Genomic DNA, 18819 nt, shown 5'->3' with positions numbered 1-18819 from the left:
GGCTACGGCTATATGATTTTGGCTACAAACATATAGATGCTCCTCATACTTGCCAGGATCACAATGATCGCCACCGCTACCATAATAGTTTTAGCAGAAATTTTATTGGATACTTTTGCCGCAATAGGAGAGGCGATGGCGCTGCCTATTACGAGGCCGAGTACGGCATCCCAGTGTACGTGATACAACACCGTTACAAAAGTGAGGGAACTGAGCATAGCGATAAAAAAGCGGGTAGCCTTTACCGTGCCCAGCGAAAAGCGGGGATGTCGGCCGCCGGCAATCAGGGACGACAACACAATAGAACCCCAGCCGCCGCCACCGATAGCGTCTATAAATCCGCCACCGAAGCCTAGCAGGCCTATTCGCTTAATTTTTTTAGCTGCGTGTTTTTTGCGCTGCGCATTAATGGCTCTCATCAGGATAACGGTGCCGAGGATCAGCGTATACAGCGATACCACCGGTTTAGTGTATTGTGCGTAATGTTCCAGCGACGATAAGAGGTAAGCCCCTATCACAGCACCGGCAATACCCGGTAATATGAGTAGTTTAAACAGTTTTTTGTTGACATTTCCCATCCGCATATGCATCCAGCCGGCAATGCCGCAGCTGAGGATTTCCGAAATATGCACCGCCGTACTCGCCGATGCAGGCGGAATGCCCATCGACAGGGAAAAAGTAGTGGAAGTAATGCCGTAAGACATGCCGATGGCGCCGTCGATCATGGCGAAGATAAATCCTGCTATGAGGAAATAGTAAAAAGTAGGAGGTACGTCTTCTACATACGTGCGGAAATCGGGCGATTGCCACCACGCCACACCCAGGATAACGCCCAGTATGAGGATGCCTGCTATACCATAAATCCAGCGCTGTTTTCTAAAGTTGACGCTTTCCTGCGGCGTTGCAGCATTTGATTCGTTTGTGCTCGGAGCTGCGGGTGCAGCAAGGGTAGTAAGTTCTTTCTCCATTTTTTAATAATGTGCCAGCCTTAATTCCCCACAAAATACATAAACTCTATGAAATAAGTAGACTGATTGGAAAAAATTGCATATCAGAAAGGTAAAATCCCGAATATATCTCCCGGAATTTTAATTTATAATCTGTAATTCTTCAAAATACCCGAACGTATAAAAATTGATTTACCTATATTTGGGGTTGCGAACCAATTTAACAACTACATGCTTTGGCAACTCTTCTGGACAATTATATTAGTATTATTAAACGGATTCTTTGTTGCGGCAGAATTTGCCATTGTTAAAGTACGTTCCTCCCAAATCAACAGTAAAGGCGGTTTGACCGGCAAAAGAGCTACCGCCGCCGCCAAAAGCATCCTCAATAACCTGGACGGGTACCTGGCCGCTACGCAGCTGGGAATTACCCTGGCTTCACTGGGACTTGGCTGGGTGGGTGAATCGGTGATGACGGCCATCGTACTCCGGTTGATGGAAAGTCTTGGTGTTACCATTTCAATGGCCGCTACCCATGTAATTGCCGTAGCCGTTGCTTTCACTATTATTACCATCCTGCATATCGTTTTCGGGGAACTGGCTCCCAAATCAATGGCCATCCGTAAACCGCTGCCCACCACGCTGGTGGTGGCCATCCCGCTGCGGGCGCTGTTTGTGATCTTCCGTCCTTTTATATGGCTGCTCAACGGGCTGGCCAACAGTATTCTCCGCCTTATGGGTATTAAACCGGCCGGAGAATCGGAAATCCATTCGGAAGAAGAACTGAAGCTGATCATTTCTGAAAGCCAGGAAGGCGGCGCTATCGAGGAAACCGAACGGGAACTGATCCAGAACGTATTTATGTTCGACGACAGCCGCGTAAAGGAAATCCTCACCCACCGTAAAGACATATCCTCCCTCGACATCAACCTGCCCCTGGATCAACTGATAGACCAGGTGATCAGGGACGGCTACTCCAGGTATCCCGTATCCAGCGGTTCGCTCGATGAACTAAAAGGGGTGGTGTATACCAAAGATGTGGTGAAGGGCGTGCATGAAAAAACATTGCATAGCATTAAGGATATCATGAAGCCGGTATTTTATGTGCCGGACAGCATGAAAATAAAAGACCTGCTGCGTACCTTCCAGGGCCAACGCCTGCAAATGGCGGTAGTGACCAACGAATTTGGCGATACAGAGGGAATTGTTACCATGGAAGATATCCTGGAGGAACTGGTAGGCGACATACAGGATGAACATGATCATGAAACGCCGATTGTAGAGCAAAAAGATGATAATTTTATTGTAGATGCGCATGAATACCTGGCAGATATCAATGAATTATTACCCCATCCTTTGCCAGAAAGTGAACATTATGAAACCCTTTCGGGTTTAATCAACTACATCCACGGAAATATTCCGAGGGAAGGAGAAGTGATCATCATTGAAAATTATGAAGTACTGATCCTGAAAATGTTCCGCAGCTCCGTGGAAAAAGCCAGATTAAAACTGATCCGATAAAATAATTTTTATGGAGAAGAAGATCCTCCACGTCCTCGAAGGACGCGAAAAACATATTACAGATACAGAAGTCGTAAGACAATCACTGCCTACCATGCAGTTCCGGTTTGCCAACCCGTTTATTGTGGTGCATCATATGCCGGCAAAGTATTTTGCGCCGGGATCGCCGGAAGACAGGCTGCATCCGCATCCGCATCGCGGGTTTGCACCGGTTACCTTTATGCTGCAGGGGCAGGGATATCACCGCGATAATGCCGGTAATGCCATGACCGTTACCGCCGGCGACGTACAATGGATGTTTGCCGGGAAAGGTATTTTGCATAGTGAAGGCCCGTCGGAGGAATTTCTGAAGAAAGGGGGCAACTATGAACTATTGCAGCTCTGGTTTAATGTACCAGCAGCGCATAAAGCAGAAGATCCCTGGTACCAGTATATTAAAGGAACAGAAATGCCCGCAGTGGCGGTAAAAGAAGGCGTGCACCTTACGCTGGTAGGCGGCGATTATGAAGGTAAAACAGGGCCATTAAAAAACTTTACGCCCATCACCGCCATCTGGGGAAATGTGGAAGCAGGAAAAGCCGTAACGCTTACGGCTACACGTGGATACTGGACGTTGTTGTATGTAGTGGATGGAAAAATAGAAGTGAATGGAACCGCTGTATCAGGCTATCACCTGGTGGTGTTTGATAAGGATGATGAGCAACCGGACATTCATATTTCAGCACTTGAAAATACCCGCCTGTTATACCTTTGCGCGGAACCGATCAATGAACCCGTGGCGGCAAAAGATAATTTTGTAATGAACACTGCGGAAGAAACGGAGCAGGCAATACAGGATTATAAGAATGGGCTATTTGGTACCCTCGAACAATAAAAAGGAGGGGAGATTCCCCTCCGCTAAAAATCATCTGAATAAAGTATCTCTTTTCTGTGGCCAGGAAGTATCTCCTTTCTTATCTTTTTTCTTCTTGTGTTTCATGACGGTATCCATTGGCTTAGGTGGAAAAGTGTCCTGTGCAAATACTTCAATCTGATCAATCTGAGCTGGCTTTACCGGAGCCGCCTGTGCTTTGTCCGGAGTACCCCTGAAGAAAAAGAGGAGGGTAAGCGTGCCTATAAGGCCGATGGTAGCTGGTAGGTTTTTCATAAAAAAATAAATTTGTTCAGGTATTAATAAGCAGATATCATGCGCCCTTTCCAGCGGCAGAGCACTGTTGATGTAAGCTGCTGACAATATTTCAGTTATCTTATCGTTGCGTTATTTATTCCCGTTTTTACTGTGGATATTGCACGTCAAACAGTGGAGTGACAGACACGTTATCCCATACTGTATACCCCTATGGACGGCCGGAAGAACGTGAGGCACTGCTTTTGTGGCGGTTAAGATATTGTTCACCAAAAATTTATCTTATGAAAGGCACCAGAAATGAGAACACCCGGCAAAGTAAACAACAGTCTTTTTCCAATATGCCACGGCCCGAAATCAGGGATAATCTTGACAGCAGGAAAAATGAAGAACAGGATTATAAAGGCAGCGATACCACGCACAACAGTAAAGACACCAAAGCTAATAAACATAAAAAGCATTGATGACAGGCAGTTCCGGGCCGCTAACCGGCGGCCGGGCTTTTAAATCAGCAGCATATGGATCACACATTTTTCAGGTTATCGCTGTTGGCGGTGGTAATTTGCACCGCATGTAACAGCCCGATGCAGAATGAGCAGGAGCGGGCAGCCAAAGATTCGGCCAATGCCCCGGTTCAGGGCGTGCCAGAAGAAAAATCGGAAAGCATCTCGTTAGATACTACATATGGCGATTACCGCATTTCGGCGATTGCCTCTGGTACCGGCAGTATGCGGGATCTTATCCTGGCGGTAGGCAGCAAAAAGGATTCTACACAGGCAGACAGTACCATTGAGCATGACGTGAAAGGGCAGCTGAAAAATATGATGATCGCAGACCTGGATGGAAACGGTAAACCGGAGCTTTACCTGCAAATGTTATCGGAGGGTACCGGCCGGTTTGGTAAGATCTATGCTTTTGAAATAGGCCGGCCTAAAGTGACAAGGATTAACACTGTTTCCCTGGATACCATGCAGCAAAAGGATTACAGGGGACAGGATACATTTTTTATAAAAGAGAAAACGCTGGTACGTACTTTTCCGGCGTTCAGGGAAGGTGATCCCGATGCGTTAACTGCAAACACCAAAGGGATTATCATTTATCACCTGCAAAAGGCAGGCGACACCCTGAAACTGGTGCCGGCGAAATAAAAAGCTATTGCAGCCTGGTATGGCTGCAATAGCTTTTTTACAATTATTTATTGTACTGAATACCTTCTTTATCCCAGCGGGTATAGAAGTATTGCAGTGCATCGGAGAACTGTGTGAAGTTTTTATTGGCGGGAATGGTCCACGCGTCTTCTGCATAAGCCGCCAGGCGGGGAAATACCTGGTGGTTCATTGTTTTTACATCCGGAATCCATTCACCCCACATCTGGCAGCCACTGCCCAGTATTTTGCTGTGGAACTTCGGATCAAGGCCTTCGGGGATGGGATCAAAGCTGTAGGCTTTTTCCAGTGATATTTCCTTGTAGCTGTAATCCAGGTAAGTCATGGCGTGATAGGAATTGATTACGTCGTATCCTTTAGACACCGCATCGGTGATCAGTTTCAGCTCCCCTTTCCAGAATTGCACAATGGTACCGGCTGCGAGTTTTTCCGTAGCGGAAACATCTTTGCTATCAGTGAACTCATGCAGCTTTGTGCCCATGATTTCGTTCCATCCGGCCATACGGCGTTTTTTGCTTGCCAGGTAGTTGGAGATATTGTTGGTGAAAGCAATCTGCAGGTCGGCAGGAGAGCCAAGCTGATGCGCTTTCATGAAGGCATTTACACCGGCATCTGCTTTCCACTGGTCGTATTTTACTTCGTCGCCGCCGATATGGATCACTTTAGAGGGGAAGAGGGTAATCACTTCCTGCAACACATCTTCCAGGAAGGCGATCACTTTGGGATCAGACACATTGAAAACGTCGTAATGCACACCGAATTTACCCGGAACCCTGATAGGCGTGTGGGTGGTGCCAAGCCACGGATAGGCTGCAATGGCCGCGCTGGAATGGCCCGGCATTTCTATTTCAGGAACAATGGTGATGTGCCTGTCTGCCGCGTATTTGATAATGTCTTTAATCTGTTCCTGCGTATAAAACCCTTCGTGGGGTTTGCCGTCGTATACTTTGCTGTTCCAGGTACCGGATTGGGTGGAATCGCGTTTGCTGCCGACAGTGGTAAGCAGGGGATATTTTTTGATTTCAATACGCCAGCCCTGGTCGTCGGTGAGGTGCCAGTGGAAAACGTTCATTTTCAGCAGCGCCATTTCATCCAGGAGGTGTTTTACGGTTTCGCCGCCTTTGAAGTAGCGGCCTTCATCCAGCATGAATGCCCTCCAGCCAAAGCGGGGCTTGTCTTTGATGGACACGGCATTAATCGTATATGCGCTGCCGTTGGCGGTAATGAGTTGGCGTAAAGACTGTATACCATAAAACACGCCGGTTGTAGTTGCCGCGGTGATGGTGATGTTATCAGGCGTTACCTGCAGCTGGTAGCCTTCCTTGCCTAATTCCTTCTCCAGTTTTGCGTCCAGGGAGAAGCGGATGTAGTTGTTTTTGGCAGCAGGTTTCAGTGTCAGAGAGAGTCCATATGTTTCCTGTAATGCCTGTTGCAGCTGGTTGGCCTCGCCGGCGCACTTGCCTGGAATGATGGCAGTGGCGCCGGATAAAGAGAACGTGCCGGACAATGTTTTTACTTCCGACGGCTGCGGAATAATATTGATTGCCTGCAGGGGCATGGTACTTACCGATAGCAGCAGCAGGCCTGCCAATGCCAGGGTGGAGCGTAGTTTTAACATACGTAGATTTTTATTGTTCACTTGGTTAAGGTGAAAAAATACAATAAAATCCCGTGATTTAAAAGAACTGCGCCATTAACCTTCCTGTTCCATATAACCGCTTGGTAATCCGTTTTCCATAGAGGCGTCGCCATAGTCGTATTCTACCGCATAATTTTGCGGCAGGGTTACGGGCCTGTCCAGTTGAGGAAACACCGGCTGCGCCTTGAATGTATCTTTCCATTGCTGCAGGGTAGCTGTATCCAGGTGAATGGGATGCAATATCCTTACCTGCGCATTTTCCGGAAGGGTAAGGGAGTCGCCGGTAAGCGTCCGTGGTGTTATGTTTTCATCGCAGTAGAAGGCGGTGATCAGCTGATCGCCTTCATCGAATAACGCCCAGACAAGCCTTGTGGCGAAAACGGACATCACCGGGTTGTGCCGGAATACGGCCTGCCATTTTTCGGCGCTCCATTTTCTTTGTTCTTCCAGGAAAAGTTCCAGTCGCTGTGTTTGTACTTTGATGGTATCGGCCATTTCCTTTGGCAGTGCTTTGAAAGCATTCCTGATTTCCCTGGGAGTGGCTACGGGAATGGCTTTCAGGCGACGGCCCTTATCATTAATGTAAGCCGGTTTAAAGTTACTGTCGAGGAATGCGCGGTATGTTTCGCCTTTCACTTCAAAGGACCGGTACAGTCCATCGAAGCCAAAATCAGGCACTATTGAATCGATCAGCTCCTGCAGCGTTAGACCTCTTTCTGTGGCCGTCAGCTCCAGCGCCCGGAGGGCTGCAGCGCCTACTACTGCTTTACGGAAGCGGTACCTGCGTGAGAAGAATTCCACTTCGCGGAGCGCTTTATTGCTGCCATGCAGGGCCAGCGCGCCCACGCCGTGTTCCGCCATTTTGAGCCGTTTGGTGGTAATCCAGAGCTGTATGTCTTCCCGCAGGGTATCGGCCAGCAGGTCGTCTCCCAGCAGGGCGGTGAGCGTCATGAGGTACTTTAGCTTCAGGTCGCCGCCCTGGTCGGCATATGCTTTATAGAGTGCGCGGGCAAAGTCGCCGCTGCGGGACCGGTCGATCAAACGCAGCAGTGGTTTGGCTTCCACGTCGGCGTGTACTTCCGTTACCCTCGACATGCGGTAAATCAGGAAGCGCATCATGTCGGTGGTCATCACTGTACCATCCAGCAGGTAGAGCGGCGGCAAGGCTTTGTCGTCCAGCCATTTCTCTGCCGGCTTGGAGAGTTTGTGTCTTTTCTTTGCAAACATCACCAGCCTGGTAACGAGCACCAGGTCGTCGGTATCTGTGAGGGTATGTCCTCCCAGTGTTTCCAGCATCAGGTCACGTGCATCGTCGTTTACTTCCTTGTGGAGCGCCTGTTGCAGCAGTTCCCGGGCATGCTCATGGTCGAGTTTAGACAGGATCTGTACGGCGGTTAAGCGTTGATCGGCTTTCTTATGCCCCAGTAATTCCGCCGCTCTTTCCAGCGCCTGCGGGTGTTCCGCCAGTATCACGGCAACGAGCGTACGAACTGATTTCAGTTTATGCAGGGTGTAAGGCCAGAGCTGATCTATATACAGCGCCTTGTCCAGCTGGGAGAGCACCGGGAGTATTGTTCTGGCGTCGTAATCATTTTCCAGTGCGTGCAGCAGCATGGGTGCTGCCTGTTCCTGTAACTCGTCTGCCAGCACCTGGAAGGCTTCGGGGTGGAGCGAACGTTTTTGAGCAAGCAGGTCAGCGAGATAAGGAACGGCTGCGGGGCGGTCGAGGTGCAGCAAGCCGCGCACTGCCAGTACGCCGGGGGGCATGTTGTTGGGCGGTATGTTCCCTGTTACCTTTGAGTACCCCGATTCCGGTGTGTATGGGCCGGCAACCTGCCTTTCCAGGTAATCGTAGGCTGCTTTCAGCAGCCGTTGGTTATATTTTTCGGGAAGATGACCGGCGAGAAGATAATAACCACTGACGGCGGCGGCATAATCGGGTAGTGCAGCCAGTTGCGTGGTTGTTTTTTCGATCAGCGGTTCATACTTGCCAGGGTTGTTTTGCAGTAATACGCGGGACACGGCCTGTTGATCCGGAAGGTATTCCGGCAGCAGGAGGATGTTTTCCAGGTATTCCATTTCCCGGTCCGGGTGCCCTTTGGTAAGGAGCCGGAAGAAGAGGGAGTTCCATCCTTTTTTACGCCAGGTGTTTACATAGGCGTTGATCACATGTGGTTCCGCACTTTTGATCAGGTCCTGCAGAAATTTGCGCAGGGGCGTGAATTTCAGCGGTGCAAGGTCGAAGTTGTTACCGTCCCTGGAATAGCTGATCATGAGAGAGCCGATTTCTTCCGGTGTGCAACCCCGTTGCTGGAGGTAGCTGGTAAAATAGCTGAACCGCAGTACAATGGAAGAGGAGGTGCCGGGCATGTCCATCATCGGAATGATGGTTGTCAGGAAGGTTTCCCTGCATTCGTTCCAGGTAATCGGTGGTGAAATCAGCTTTAGTATGAGCCGGTCGTTGTCGTCCCAGTGGTCGGGAATTTGCAGCAGGGAGATGAAATGTCCCATTTGCCGGGCGGTTTCAGCGGTGGGAAATACCGGTGTTTCATAGGTGTGCCCTGTAAGGAAATCTACCCCGGACTGTATAGCGCCTGCGATGTTTTCATAGTCATTCAGTTGTTTCAGTTTTTCAACAAGAGGTAGTATAGTTTCCTTTTTGTATGGCATAAGGGTATAGATAGATTCAGATTATTTTTTCAGCACAATATCTTCTTTTGCTGCCCATTGTGCAACATCCTGTTTGCTCAATGCGCAGGCCATCATCTCCGGAAACTTGTCCGGGGAGCAGGCGAATACGGGTATTCCGAGGTTTGCCAGGAATTGGGCATTCTCGTGATCGTAGCTGGGGGCGCCTTCATCGTTCAGCGCCAGCAGTACGATTACCTGTACACCTGCTGCTGCAAGTTCGGTAAAGCGTTTCCGCATATTTTTTTCATCTCCTCCTTCAAAGAGATCGGTGATCAGTACCAGTACGGTGTCTGCCGGTTTGGTGATGATCTGTGCGCAGTATTTCAGTGCGGCATGGATATCTGTACCTCCGCCCAGTTGTACGCCGAACAGCAGTTCCACCGGGTCCTGCAATTCTTCTGTAAGGTCTGCCACGGCGGTATCAAAAACCACCATCTGTGTTTTTAGCGCCGGGATAGAAGCCATTACAGCCCCAAAGATACCAGAATAAACGACAGAGGTACCCATTGATCCGCTTTGATCCAGGCATAATACCACTTCTTTCAGCGCCGACCGTTTGCGGCCGTACCCGATCAGTGTTTCAGGGATAATGGTTTTATACTCCGGTTGATAGTGTTGCAGATTTTTCTGGATAGTTAGAGGCCAGTTCACCTCGTTATGCCGTGGGCGCCGGTTGCGTGCGCTGCGGTTTAAGCTGCCGGTGATGGCCTGCTGGGTGGGTTGTGCCAGTTTCCGCATCAGTTCATCCACCACTTTTTTCACTACCTGCCGGGCGGTGTCTTTGGTTTTTTCCGGGATAACCTTGCTCAAAGTCATCAGGGTGGCCACCATGTGTACATCGGGTTCTATGTTTTCCAGCATCTCTTTTTCGAAGAGCATCTGGGTGAGGTTCAGGCGTTTGAGGGCATCTTGTTGCATTACCTGCACCACAGAGGCGGGAAAGTAGCTCCTGATATCGCCCAGCCAGCGGCTTACGTTTGGAGAGGATGGTCCTAATCCTCCCTGCCTGGTGCTGTCGTACAGGGCTTCCAGTGTTTTGTCCAACTGCAGGTCCGTTTTATTTAACGGGAAGGAGGTACCGTCATTCTGGGATCCACCCAGTACGAGCCGCCACCTGCGAACCTGTTCTTCATGCTCCATCCGGTAATAATTTAGCGTCTTTAAATCCCAGCAGCTGCATCACTACGGGGATGCCCCGGGCGCCCCGGTCATGATCTATATCCCCTGTGGTAGTTGCTTTTATGCTGGTTCCATTTCCGCCGTGTTTCACTTTGTCGCCCAGTTTTTTTCGTTCCGGGGCGGTAAAGTTAGAAAAGGTGCGGCGTAATAACGGCAATACCTGTATGAAAATATCATTTTCCAGTTGGGAAACCCAATTATGCACCATGTCCCACAGCTCTTCATCCAGGAGCAGCAGGGTACCGCTGCCCCTGAGGAAGCCCTCCAGCCAGGCGGCCGCCAGTGCAGGCGGATTGGCTACTGACATGGATACACTGAAAGCTTTTACCAATGTTTCCCCCGTCATTATTTTGCCGTCGAAGAGGAGCCGTGAAGCGTAGCCGGCTATCATGGGGGCCGATTGCGCGTTGCGGGAAATGGCCAGCAGCGTTTCCTGCCAGGAGGTGGTGAGGGCATTATCCTGTATGAGGTTAATGGCGTCGTTCATGGCAAAGAAGAGATCCAGCAGCGGGAGTGCGGCATCATCGGCAACGGCGGTGCAGGCAGCGGGTAAGCTGATGCAGATGCGGCCTATCATGCTTTCGGTGATGTTGCTGACCAGCGCCGCATCTGTTTTGCGCACGTTGCCATAGCGGCTGATATTTACCAGTGAGGGAATTACTTCCATCAGCTGGAGCACATCGCCGGAGGCGGCAGCGAGGTTGTTGATCCGGTGGATCAATACTTCCACTACAGCGGGGAGTTCTGCAGGGATGGCGGATTCCAGCATTTTACATACCTGCTGAAGAGTGCCGGTATTATTGGCGGTGTTGGTAACAAAGCTGGTAGCGGCTTCTGCTACGGTATTTCCCCAACTGCCTTTTTCGATGATATCAATGGAAAAGGCGGGGTCCCATTGCAGGCGCCATTGTTCTTTGAAGGTACCTTTCCCGGATACCTCGAAACGTTTTCCCCAGTATATTTCCAGCAGTTGCAGGCGGTGGAGGAAAATACTTCTTTCCAGGTCCGTGTCTTTCCGCAGGTCGAGGGTATAGTCTTTAAAGTCAGCTGTTTGCGGCAGCCTTAGTTTTTTCTGCCACCGGGAAATATCGGCCTGGAGTGGAGGCGTAGGTACTTCTGGGGGTACTTTCCCGATCCGGTTGCGTACAATCAGCTCATCACGGATCAGTTGCATGAGGATACTTTCCCCGTTGCAGAGCACACTGAGGGTGGCCTCGTTGAGTTCTTCCAATCCGGGTCTGGGATAATGACGGAGGGCAGCCAATGCGTTGGCCAGGCGTACTGCTTCCATTACGTGCGCCACGGAGGTATCCTGTTGCTGCTCCCTGAAGAGCTTTGCTACCAGCGCCATCCAGCGGGTACCATCATCGGCAGGGTATTCCCAGATGTGTTCGTACCATCCCGGTGACGGAATGCCGGCGCCATAGCCGCTTTCATAACTGAGGCGACTATACGTCCATGGTATCCAGGTGCATTCCACTTTTACTTTGGGGAGGCCTTTCAGCAGGTCGTTATCATCTTTTTGTTTGGGCATGGTTTGCAGCGCCGGTGCGTGCCAGGCGCCGCATATGACGGCTATCCGCTGGAACATTTCCTTTTCTGCCTGACGGATGCACTTCCGCATCCAGGCTTCACGGAGGGCTTCTTTCCGGTCGTACCGCCGGGGGAGTTCTTCCCGGAGGGCGTGCATGGCGTCATGCACCGCCTCAAATACCTGTTCCTGTCCGAGGCGGTATTCAAACATATGTTCCCACCAGCGTTCGCCATCGTCGTATCCGGCGGCATGGGCCAGGTGGGCGACCGGGTCCTGCGGTGATGGCGGGAGAAATTCCAGGTCCAGTTCTTCCGCATTGAATGCTTTCGTGGAAGCATTCAATGCGGAGTTCAGTTCCGCGGGAGGCATGTCTTCCCCTGGTATTGTGTTTTCAGCTTCTTCTTTTTGAGCTTCCTCTTTTTGAGCGCCGGCTGCTCTTTTTGCCGCGGCTTCGTTTTCCATGCCGAATACATGGGCCAGGGGAAGGTCCATAAAGCGGGCGTGGATGCGGTGGGTTTTGGCATACAGCATGGCCTGCCATTCCGGTGAGAAGGCCGCAAATGGATAGAAGCAGGCTTTCTGCGGACTATCCGGCTGATAAGCCAGGATGGCCACGGGTGGTTGCAGCTCTTCATGACCAGCCCATTGCAGCAAGGCATCTGCTTCCGGTGGTCCTTCGATCAGCACAATATCCGGTTGCAGCTCTTCCAGGAAAGCTTTTACATTCCTTGCTGAGCCAGGGCCGTGGTGCCGGATACCTAATATATGTACGGACATACGTCGATCATTATTAACAAATGAATGGAGTGCCAGCAGTTCGGCATCTCCCGGAAATTATACTGAAAGTAATTTCTAAACAAACATAATGTAATGAACACATTATGATTTACTTATGAAATTACTATTAAAGTAAAAACTAAAGCAGTAAAGCAGGAGTTTTCACGTTGTATCACGCTTTATAGCCTTCATAAAGGTGGACTTGATACGCTTCATCCCCGCTTTAAAGGCGGACCTGAACCTTACCTGCTGTTAAGCCAGGTCACGGCAGGCGCGGTACACATCTTTCCAATCCTCCCGTGTTTTTACCACTGTTTCGAGATATTCCTGCCAAACCAATTTATCCTGAACGGGATCTTTCACTACAGCGCCGATGATGCCGGCGGCCAGATCCGCAGCATTGAGGGTGCCATCGCCGAACCAGGCGGCCAGGGTGAGACCGTTATTCACCACAGAAATGGCTTCAGCGGTGCTGAGGGTGCCGCCGGGCGACTTCAGCTTGGTTTTGCCATCGAGGGTAACGCCGTTGCGGAGTTCGCGGAAGATGGTAACGATGCGGCGGATTTCTTCCACCGCAGGTTTTTCTGCCGGCAGGTCCATCGTTTTTTCAAAGCTTTCCACCCTTCTTCTTACAATATCAATTTCTTCTTCCATGGAATCCGGAACAGGCAAGATAACAGTATTGAAGCGGCGTTTCAGCGCACTGGATAATTCATTTACGCCTTTATCGCGGTTGTTGGCGGTAGCAATGATATTGAATCCTTTGGTGGCCTGCACTTCCGTATTCAGTTCAGGAATGGGAAGCGTTTTTTCCGACAGGATAGTGATGAGGGTATCCTGCACATCGGCGCCGATGCGGGTGAGTTCTTCTATGCGGGCAATTTTTCCTTCCTGCATCGCGCGCATCACCGGGGTTTCCACCAGGGCATTCCGGGTAGGGCCTTCGGCCAGCAGGCGGGCGTAGTTCCAGCCATAGCGCACACTTTCTTCGCTGGTACCGGCGGTACCCTGAATGATGAGCGTGGAATCGCCGCTGATGGCTGCGGCGAGGTGTTCGCTCACCCAACTTTTGGCGGTGCCAGGCAAACCATACAGCAGCAGGGCCCTGTCGGTGGCGAGGGTAGCCACGGCTATTTCCATGAGGCGTTTGCTGCCAATATATTTAGGGGTGACTTCAAAACCGTTCTTCAGTTTCCCGCCGATCAGGTAAGTAACTACCGCTTGTGGCGGCAGTAACCAGTTTTGCGGACGCTTCCCTGCGTCGTCTTTTTTCAGTTCTTCCAGCTCCTGTGCGTACAGTTGTTCGGCGTGGTAGCGTAAAATGTCTGACATGGTATGTTGATTAATGTGTTTGGATTAAAGTGATTGTATCTGGCTTTTTGCCTGGAGCAGCCGGCCCAGGTGAACTTTGATATTATTCCAGTACCCGGTGTGATAGGCCTCCACGGGTGTGATATCATCCAGGGTGGCGGCAATGGCTACGGGTATCTGCCGGATATGATTATTCATGAATTGCTGATTGTAGGTGTAAGGCTGTGTGGCCGCATATTTGAAGATCCGGGTACATAGCGGGAGGCTCCATTCTTCCTGGTTGTTGCAGGCATACTGGATAATGGAGTCCGGGTGTTCATCAAAAAACTTTTCACTGAACTGCTGTTGTTGTTCCGGTGGTAGCAGGGGGATGATATCTATATAAAAAGTTTCGCTGTGCTCCATAAACGAGACAGCGCGCGCTTTGTCTTCAAACCAGGCAATAGCCAGCACCAGCGCAGGGATAAAAGGTTTCAGCGATTCCTGTAGCTGGAAGAGGGCGATGACCCTTTCCGTATTCCGGTTAAAATGTTCTTCCCAGCGGGCGGGGTGTACGAAGCTGATCAGCTGGTAGAGGATGTGTGTTTCATCCGTAATGCTTTTATCGTTGCTGAGTTTTTCGATGCCGCTCTGGAAAATGCTGTCGTCCGTTATTTCCGGGAGCGCTACCGTTACCTGACCGTATTCATCGAGTTGTATGGCGCCGGCTACGATCTGCCAGTATTTTTCATGGAGGGAGGAGCCGGGCAGTTTTTTCAGGATGCGGGTGGCGGTGTCTTTTACCTGTTTACTTTTTTCGGTGAGCAGCGATTCCAGCCAGGGAATGTCTGCGGGATGGGCAGGTTGTTCCAGTACGGAGAGCAGTTCCGTTTTCACGGTAGCGCTTTCTTTAGGCCAGGATTGCTCCAGCCAGGTGCGCGCCATTACGGGATCGGTTGCACGCAACTCCTTCAGCGCTTCAAAACGCTGTGCGGTGGCGCCATTCTGCCATCTGTCTTCGATGGTATCCGCTACGCGTGAAAAGTTCCAGTCGGGGTTAAAGTGCCCGAGCCATTCCGCACGTTGTCCGCCCGTAGCAGCGATCAATGCGCGCAATGATTTATTCCGCCAGCCTTTGTCGAGCATCACGGGCAGTTGCGCCGGTGGCAGGAGTACATTGGCCTTGGCGCAGTATTCGAGCCATAGCTGGAGCAGCTGGATGCTTTCGGTTTCCAGTACCTGTTGCAGTACTCTTATGGCGGCGGGCTTGCAGTAAAGTTTTGTTTCCGGCGGGCACACTTTCATGGGTGCTACGTTGGCGGTAACGGGTTGCGTGCCGCTCAGGCGGTAGTTATAGAGCACTGCTGCCAGTTGCAGGAACTTATCTTCTTTATCTGTGTGTTCGCCTGTCAGGATGGTATGGGCCGCCTGTTGCAGGGGGCCGTTCATACCGGTGCTGTCTACCGGTTTTTTAGCGGTGCCCAGTAAGGCGGTATTAATGAGTTGATGCCAGTGCTCCATTATAGTATTTTATATTCCTGTTCATGCCAAACGCCAATGGGTTCATATTGGGTTTCTTTACCGGTAACTGCCATATGGAGGGGTGTTCCCCCGCTCAGCGCCAGCAGTTTCCAGGTGTGCTGGAAAGTTTTTTTCACGGCCATGAGTTGCTGACGGCTGTCCTGTAGCCACCATTGATCCGCGTGCCAAACAGGGGTAAGGTCTGCGATCGTATATACCTGGTCGTTATACACGGGCAATACTTCATTGATGGCGGTTTGCGCGGTTACTACTTCCTGCCATCCGGCATAGCCGCTGAAGGTGTGGTTTGCCGGCACTGTTACCTGTTGTTTGATCAGTGCGCGCAGCGGTGCTGCGGAAGGATAAAATACCAGTTCCGCATTGATGGCGCTGCCGGGAGTGAGGGTATTGGCGATGGTGCTTTGTCCGCGTACATAAAACTGCAGTATCAGTGCGGGACGTTTGGTATTTATGCCGTACAGCCAGTAGCGTTCCACCACGAGGCGGTCTTCTTCCGTGGTTTGTTTTCCCAGTACCTGCCAGGTGTCGGTGATACCGTTTTGTTCCTTCAGTTCTTCCTGTGAGGTAGAAAAACCGGCGAGGGTGCGGATATCCTGCCGGAGTGCTGGTGGGAGGTCGCTGAGGTGCTGATAGCCCTGTATAACGAGGTAAATGCGTGTGAGCTGGGTGATAAAAACGGATTGCCATCCGTCGTGGAAGTAGCTGATGTCTGCCAGTTCGCGCAACATGGCGGCGAGGCCGGGGGCCTGTGCATCTACCATGCGGCGGATCATATTTTCGAAGAAAGCCGGATCTTTTTCGGGCATGTCCATGATACCGTTGCGCACGAGATCTTTTATCCAGCGGAGAAGTTCTGCGGCGCCGTCGCTTACTTTCTGCATGCGTGCCTGTTGCCTTTTGGCCTGTGCGGACGTATCTGGCTGCTTCTCTGTTGAAGTGGCGGATGTATTTTTCTTCTCTTCTTTTTCGGCGCGTTTGGCGAGCCATTCGCTTACCCAGGACGGTGGTGTTTCTTTCTGGAAGGAAGCCCGTTGCCTGGAGTAGAGCAACAGCAGGCCCAGTCCGTGTTTACAGGGAAACTTACGGCTGGGGCAACTGCATTTGAATGCCATGTTGCCGGTATCTATCTGTGTCTGGTATGGTTTGCTGCCGCTGCCCTGGCATTCGCCCCATAACGCTATATCGCTGACGCCTTTACTAACCCATTTAGCCGGATTAGCCAGATCCTTCCCGGATTTACGGGAAGATTCATCAGGCGCCATAGCAAGCACTTGTTCGTCGGATAGGTTCAATGGATTAACGATTTAAAGCGCAAAGTAAATAATTCCATAAAATAAAAAACCAAATATCAGGTAACACTACGCAGTGTATCTGATATTTGGTTTTAGTATGTAAGTATTGTGTTGTTTTACAGAAAGCCGAGTTCCAGTTTAGCTTCTTCGCTCATCATTTCTTTTGTCCAGGGGGGATCAAAAGTAAGGTGCACATCCACATCGGAAACGCCTTCTATATTTCTTATTTTTTCATCTACTTCGCGGATAATATCGCCGGCTACGGGGCAGCCAGGGGCGGTAAGGGTCATATCGATACCGATCCTGTTATTTTCCTTGATCTTTACTTCGTATACCAGTCCAAGTTCCCATATGTTCACCGGGATTTCCGGGTCGAATACGGTTTTGAGCTGTGCTTCTATCTGTTCTCTTAATATTGCTTCACTCATTGCTGATTAATTTTAGCCTGGTAGGCGATGGCGTACAGCTTCATTTGTTTGAGCATACTCAGCAACCCGTTGGAGCGGGTGGGGGAGAGATGGCTGCTCAAGCCGATGGCATCGATAAAATAAATGTCTGCTGCGGCAATTTCCTGTGGCGTATGACCGGAAAGTACATAGATCATCAGGCTTACGAGGCCTTTGGTGATAACGGCATCGCTGTCGCCGGTAAAAAAAAGTTTCCCGTCTTTCAGCTCTGTATGCAGCCACACGCGCGACTGGCAGCCTTTGATGAGATTGTCCGGCGTTTTAAATTCTTCTGAGATGAGCGGTAATTCCTTACCCAGCTGGATGATATATTCGTATTTATCTTCCCAGCTGCCCATCACCGAAAAATCGGATATTATTTCTTCCTGTATTTCCTGAATCGTCATATTCACCTGTTTACAAAAGCATGGCGGCGGCTCTTTTTATGCCGGCTACCAGTTTGTCTATTTCTTCTTTGGTATTATAGAAAGAAAGGGATGCACGCACGGTACCCGGGATTTTAAAGATATCCATCAGTGGTTCGGTGCAGTGGTGTCCTGTTCTTACGGCGATGCCTTGCTGATCCAGCAGTTCACCCATATCAAACGGGTGGATGTTGTGTACCAGGAAGGAGATGGCGCCGCTTCTTTCTGTGGCGTCTCCGATAAAACGAATGCCATCGATCTGGCGTAGTTCCTGCATGGCATATTCCATCAGCTCTTCTTCCCATTGCTGGATTTTGGAGATCCCGGTTTGCTGCAGGTATTCGATAGCCGCACCCAATGCGATGCCACCGGCAATGTTAGGGGTACCGGCTTCAAATTTATACGGCAGTTCGTTATAGATTGTTTTTTCGAAAGTAACGGTTTTGATCATATCGCCGCCGCCCTGGTAGGGGGGCAGTTTATTGAGCCATTCTTTTTTGCCATAGAGTACGCCGGTGCCGGTAGGGCCATAAATTTTATGGCCGGAGAAAGCCAGGAAATCCACGTCGAGCGCCTGTACATCGATACTGATATGCTGGATTGCCTGGGCGGCATCGAGCAGTACCGGTATATTGCGTGCATGCGCCAGCGTTATAATGTCCTGTACCGGGTTTACGGTTCCCATGGTATTGGAAACGTAGGTAACGGCTACTATTTTCACGGAATCATCCAGCATGGCTTTGTATGCGTCCATCCGGAGTTCGCCGCGGTCGTTGATAGGAATTACCTTGAGTGTGGCGCCGGTTTCTTCGCAGGCTATCTGCCAGGGCACTATATTACTATGGTGTTCCATGGCGGAAATGATGACGCTGTCGCCCGGCTGAAGGAAGCGGCGGCTCATGGTATTGGCTACCAGGTTGATGCCGGCGGTGGTACCTGCGGTGAAGATTACTTCATGCGGGTCTGCGGCATTGATATAACCTGCAATGGTGATGCGGGCTTTTTCGTATGCGTTGGTAGCTACCTGGCTCAGGTGATGTACACCCCGGTGCACATTGCTGTTATATTCTTCGTAATAGCGGGCTTCCGTGTCTATTACAACCTGTGGTTTCTGCGTGGTAGCTCCGTTGTCGAAGTATACCAGCGGTTTACCATGTACCTGTTGCTGCAGGATAGGAAAATCCTTTCTGATCTGCTTTACGTCCAGGCCGTCGGTTATGATGTTAGCAATATGTTCCATCGTA

General features: G+C 50.5%; 16 protein-coding genes. 4 read left to right on the top strand and 12 right to left on the bottom strand.

The window, feature by feature from the left end:
• Window positions 1-8: 8 nt before the first annotated feature.
• Window positions 9-968, bottom strand: coding sequence for a sulfite exporter TauE/SafE family protein (locus QFZ48_RS29645; RefSeq protein WP_429047201.1), 960 nt, complete (start codon window positions 966-968; stop codon window positions 9-11).
• Window positions 969-1178: 210 nt separating this feature from the next.
• Here QFZ48_RS29645 and QFZ48_RS29640 point away from each other — a divergent pair, with 210 nt between their 5' ends.
• Together QFZ48_RS29640 and QFZ48_RS29635 are read left to right on the top strand one after the other, a co-directional pair.
• Window positions 1179-2468 carry a hemolysin family protein gene (locus QFZ48_RS29640; RefSeq protein ID WP_429065056.1) on the top strand — a complete coding sequence of 430 codons (1290 nt, stop codon included), beginning with the start codon at window positions 1179-1181 and terminating at the stop codon, window positions 2466-2468.
• A 10-nt stretch (window positions 2469-2478) separates the two neighbouring features.
• Window positions 2479-3342, top strand: a complete 864-nt coding sequence (locus QFZ48_RS29635) for a pirin family protein (RefSeq protein ID WP_429047205.1) — start codon at window positions 2479-2481, stop codon at window positions 3340-3342.
• Window positions 3343-3372: 30 nt separating this feature from the next.
• Here QFZ48_RS29635 and QFZ48_RS29630 read toward each other — a convergent pair whose 3' ends face one another.
• Window positions 3373-3615, bottom strand: coding sequence for a hypothetical protein (locus QFZ48_RS29630; protein ID WP_429047207.1), 243 nt, complete (start codon window positions 3613-3615; stop codon window positions 3373-3375).
• 263 nt (window positions 3616-3878) lie between these two features.
• On the opposite strand from QFZ48_RS29630, the gene QFZ48_RS29625 reads away from it, so the two are divergent.
• Together QFZ48_RS29625 and QFZ48_RS29620 are read left to right on the top strand one after the other, a co-directional pair.
• Window positions 3879-4058: a hypothetical protein gene (locus QFZ48_RS29625; RefSeq protein WP_370909903.1), complete on the top strand. Its 180-nt coding sequence runs from the start codon at window positions 3879-3881 to the stop codon at window positions 4056-4058.
• Between the two features lie 54 nt (window positions 4059-4112).
• Complete coding sequence (locus QFZ48_RS29620) at window positions 4113-4742, top strand: hypothetical protein (protein WP_429065055.1); 630 nt, start codon at window positions 4113-4115, stop codon at window positions 4740-4742.
• Between the two features lie 43 nt (window positions 4743-4785).
• Here the strand turns inward: QFZ48_RS29620 and QFZ48_RS29615 are convergent, their stop codons facing one another.
• The 10 genes from QFZ48_RS29615 to QFZ48_RS29570 form a co-directional block, all read right to left on the bottom strand.
• Window positions 4786-6378, bottom strand: a complete 1593-nt coding sequence (locus QFZ48_RS29615; RefSeq protein ID WP_429047211.1) for a beta-N-acetylhexosaminidase — start codon at window positions 6376-6378, stop codon at window positions 4786-4788.
• A gap of 75 nt (window positions 6379-6453) precedes the next feature.
• A complete protein-coding gene (locus QFZ48_RS29610) occupies window positions 6454-9069 on the bottom strand; it encodes a DUF4132 domain-containing protein (RefSeq protein WP_429065053.1) in 2616 nt (871 codons plus the stop codon).
• Between the two features lie 21 nt (window positions 9070-9090).
• Entirely contained in the window at window positions 9091-10230 is a 1140-nt protein-coding gene (locus tag QFZ48_RS29605) for a VWA domain-containing protein (protein WP_370909907.1), read from the bottom strand.
• The gene (locus QFZ48_RS29600) at window positions 10220-12580 is read right to left on the bottom strand and encodes a DUF5682 family protein (protein ID WP_429047217.1); all 2361 of its coding nucleotides are present in this window, start codon (window positions 12578-12580) and stop codon (window positions 10220-10222) included. Before QFZ48_RS29600 ends, QFZ48_RS29605 begins: the two co-directional genes overlap by 11 nt.
• A 252-nt stretch (window positions 12581-12832) precedes the next feature.
• On the bottom strand, window positions 12833-13912 hold the full coding sequence (locus tag QFZ48_RS29595; RefSeq protein ID WP_429047218.1) for an ATP-binding protein: 1080 nt from the start codon (window positions 13910-13912) through the stop codon (window positions 12833-12835).
• Window positions 13913-13936: 24 nt separating this feature from the next.
• Window positions 13937-15391 carry a DUF5691 domain-containing protein gene (locus QFZ48_RS29590; RefSeq protein ID WP_429047219.1) on the bottom strand — a complete coding sequence of 485 codons (1455 nt, stop codon included), beginning with the start codon at window positions 15389-15391 and terminating at the stop codon, window positions 13937-13939.
• Window positions 15391-16704 carry an SWIM zinc finger family protein gene (locus QFZ48_RS29585; protein WP_429047221.1) on the bottom strand — a complete coding sequence of 438 codons (1314 nt, stop codon included), beginning with the start codon at window positions 16702-16704 and terminating at the stop codon, window positions 15391-15393. Before QFZ48_RS29585 ends, QFZ48_RS29590 begins: the two co-directional genes overlap by 1 nt.
• Before the next feature lie 116 nt (window positions 16705-16820).
• The gene (locus tag QFZ48_RS29580; protein WP_429047223.1) at window positions 16821-17132 is read right to left on the bottom strand and encodes an iron-sulfur cluster assembly protein; all 312 of its coding nucleotides are present in this window, start codon (window positions 17130-17132) and stop codon (window positions 16821-16823) included.
• Window positions 17129-17557 carry a SufE family protein gene (locus QFZ48_RS29575; protein ID WP_370909913.1) on the bottom strand — a complete coding sequence of 143 codons (429 nt, stop codon included), beginning with the start codon at window positions 17555-17557 and terminating at the stop codon, window positions 17129-17131. Before QFZ48_RS29575 ends, QFZ48_RS29580 begins: the two co-directional genes overlap by 4 nt.
• Window positions 17558-17567: 10 nt before the next feature.
• Window positions 17568-18815, bottom strand: a complete 1248-nt coding sequence (locus QFZ48_RS29570) for an aminotransferase class V-fold PLP-dependent enzyme (RefSeq protein ID WP_429047225.1) — start codon at window positions 18813-18815, stop codon at window positions 17568-17570.
• Between the last annotated feature and the right edge of the window lie 4 nt (window positions 18816-18819).

The sequence above is a fragment of the Chitinophaga sp. W2I13 genome (assembly GCF_050434005.1).
In the GTDB taxonomy this organism is placed as follows: domain Bacteria; phylum Bacteroidota; class Bacteroidia; order Chitinophagales; family Chitinophagaceae; genus Chitinophaga.
Note: the sequence above shows the minus strand (reverse complement) of the source record. Positions and strands in the feature narration are given on the sequence as shown.

Excerpts from the sequence above, each read along its gene's own strand:
- QFZ48_RS29645 (WP_429047201.1), bottom strand. The coding sequence starts at position 968 with ATGGAGAAAGAACTTACTACCCTTGCTGCACCCGCAGCTCCGAGCACA.
- QFZ48_RS29640 (WP_429065056.1), top strand. The coding sequence starts at position 1,179 with ATGCTTTGGCAACTCTTCTGGACAATTATATTAGTATTATTAAACGGA.
- QFZ48_RS29635 (WP_429047205.1), top strand. The coding sequence starts at position 2,479 with ATGGAGAAGAAGATCCTCCACGTCCTCGAAGGACGCGAAAAACATATT.
- QFZ48_RS29630 (WP_429047207.1), bottom strand. The coding sequence starts at position 3,615 with ATGAAAAACCTACCAGCTACCATCGGCCTTATAGGCACGCTTACCCTC.
- QFZ48_RS29625 (WP_370909903.1), top strand. The coding sequence starts at position 3,879 with ATGAAAGGCACCAGAAATGAGAACACCCGGCAAAGTAAACAACAGTCT.
- QFZ48_RS29620 (WP_429065055.1), top strand. The coding sequence starts at position 4,113 with ATGGATCACACATTTTTCAGGTTATCGCTGTTGGCGGTGGTAATTTGC.
- QFZ48_RS29615 (WP_429047211.1), bottom strand. The coding sequence starts at position 6,378 with ATGTTAAAACTACGCTCCACCCTGGCATTGGCAGGCCTGCTGCTGCTA.
- QFZ48_RS29610 (WP_429065053.1), bottom strand. The coding sequence starts at position 9,069 with ATGCCATACAAAAAGGAAACTATACTACCTCTTGTTGAAAAACTGAAA.
- QFZ48_RS29605 (WP_370909907.1), bottom strand. The coding sequence starts at position 10,230 with ATGGAGCATGAAGAACAGGTTCGCAGGTGGCGGCTCGTACTGGGTGGA.
- QFZ48_RS29600 (WP_429047217.1), bottom strand. The coding sequence starts at position 12,580 with ATGTCCGTACATATATTAGGTATCCGGCACCACGGCCCTGGCTCAGCA.
- QFZ48_RS29595 (WP_429047218.1), bottom strand. The coding sequence starts at position 13,912 with ATGTCAGACATTTTACGCTACCACGCCGAACAACTGTACGCACAGGAG.
- QFZ48_RS29590 (WP_429047219.1), bottom strand. The coding sequence starts at position 15,391 with ATGGAGCACTGGCATCAACTCATTAATACCGCCTTACTGGGCACCGCT.
- QFZ48_RS29580 (WP_429047223.1), bottom strand. The coding sequence starts at position 17,132 with ATGAGTGAAGCAATATTAAGAGAACAGATAGAAGCACAGCTCAAAACC.
- QFZ48_RS29575 (WP_370909913.1), bottom strand. The coding sequence starts at position 17,557 with ATGACGATTCAGGAAATACAGGAAGAAATAATATCCGATTTTTCGGTG.
- QFZ48_RS29570 (WP_429047225.1), bottom strand. The coding sequence starts at position 18,815 with ATGGAACATATTGCTAACATCATAACCGACGGCCTGGACGTAAAGCAG.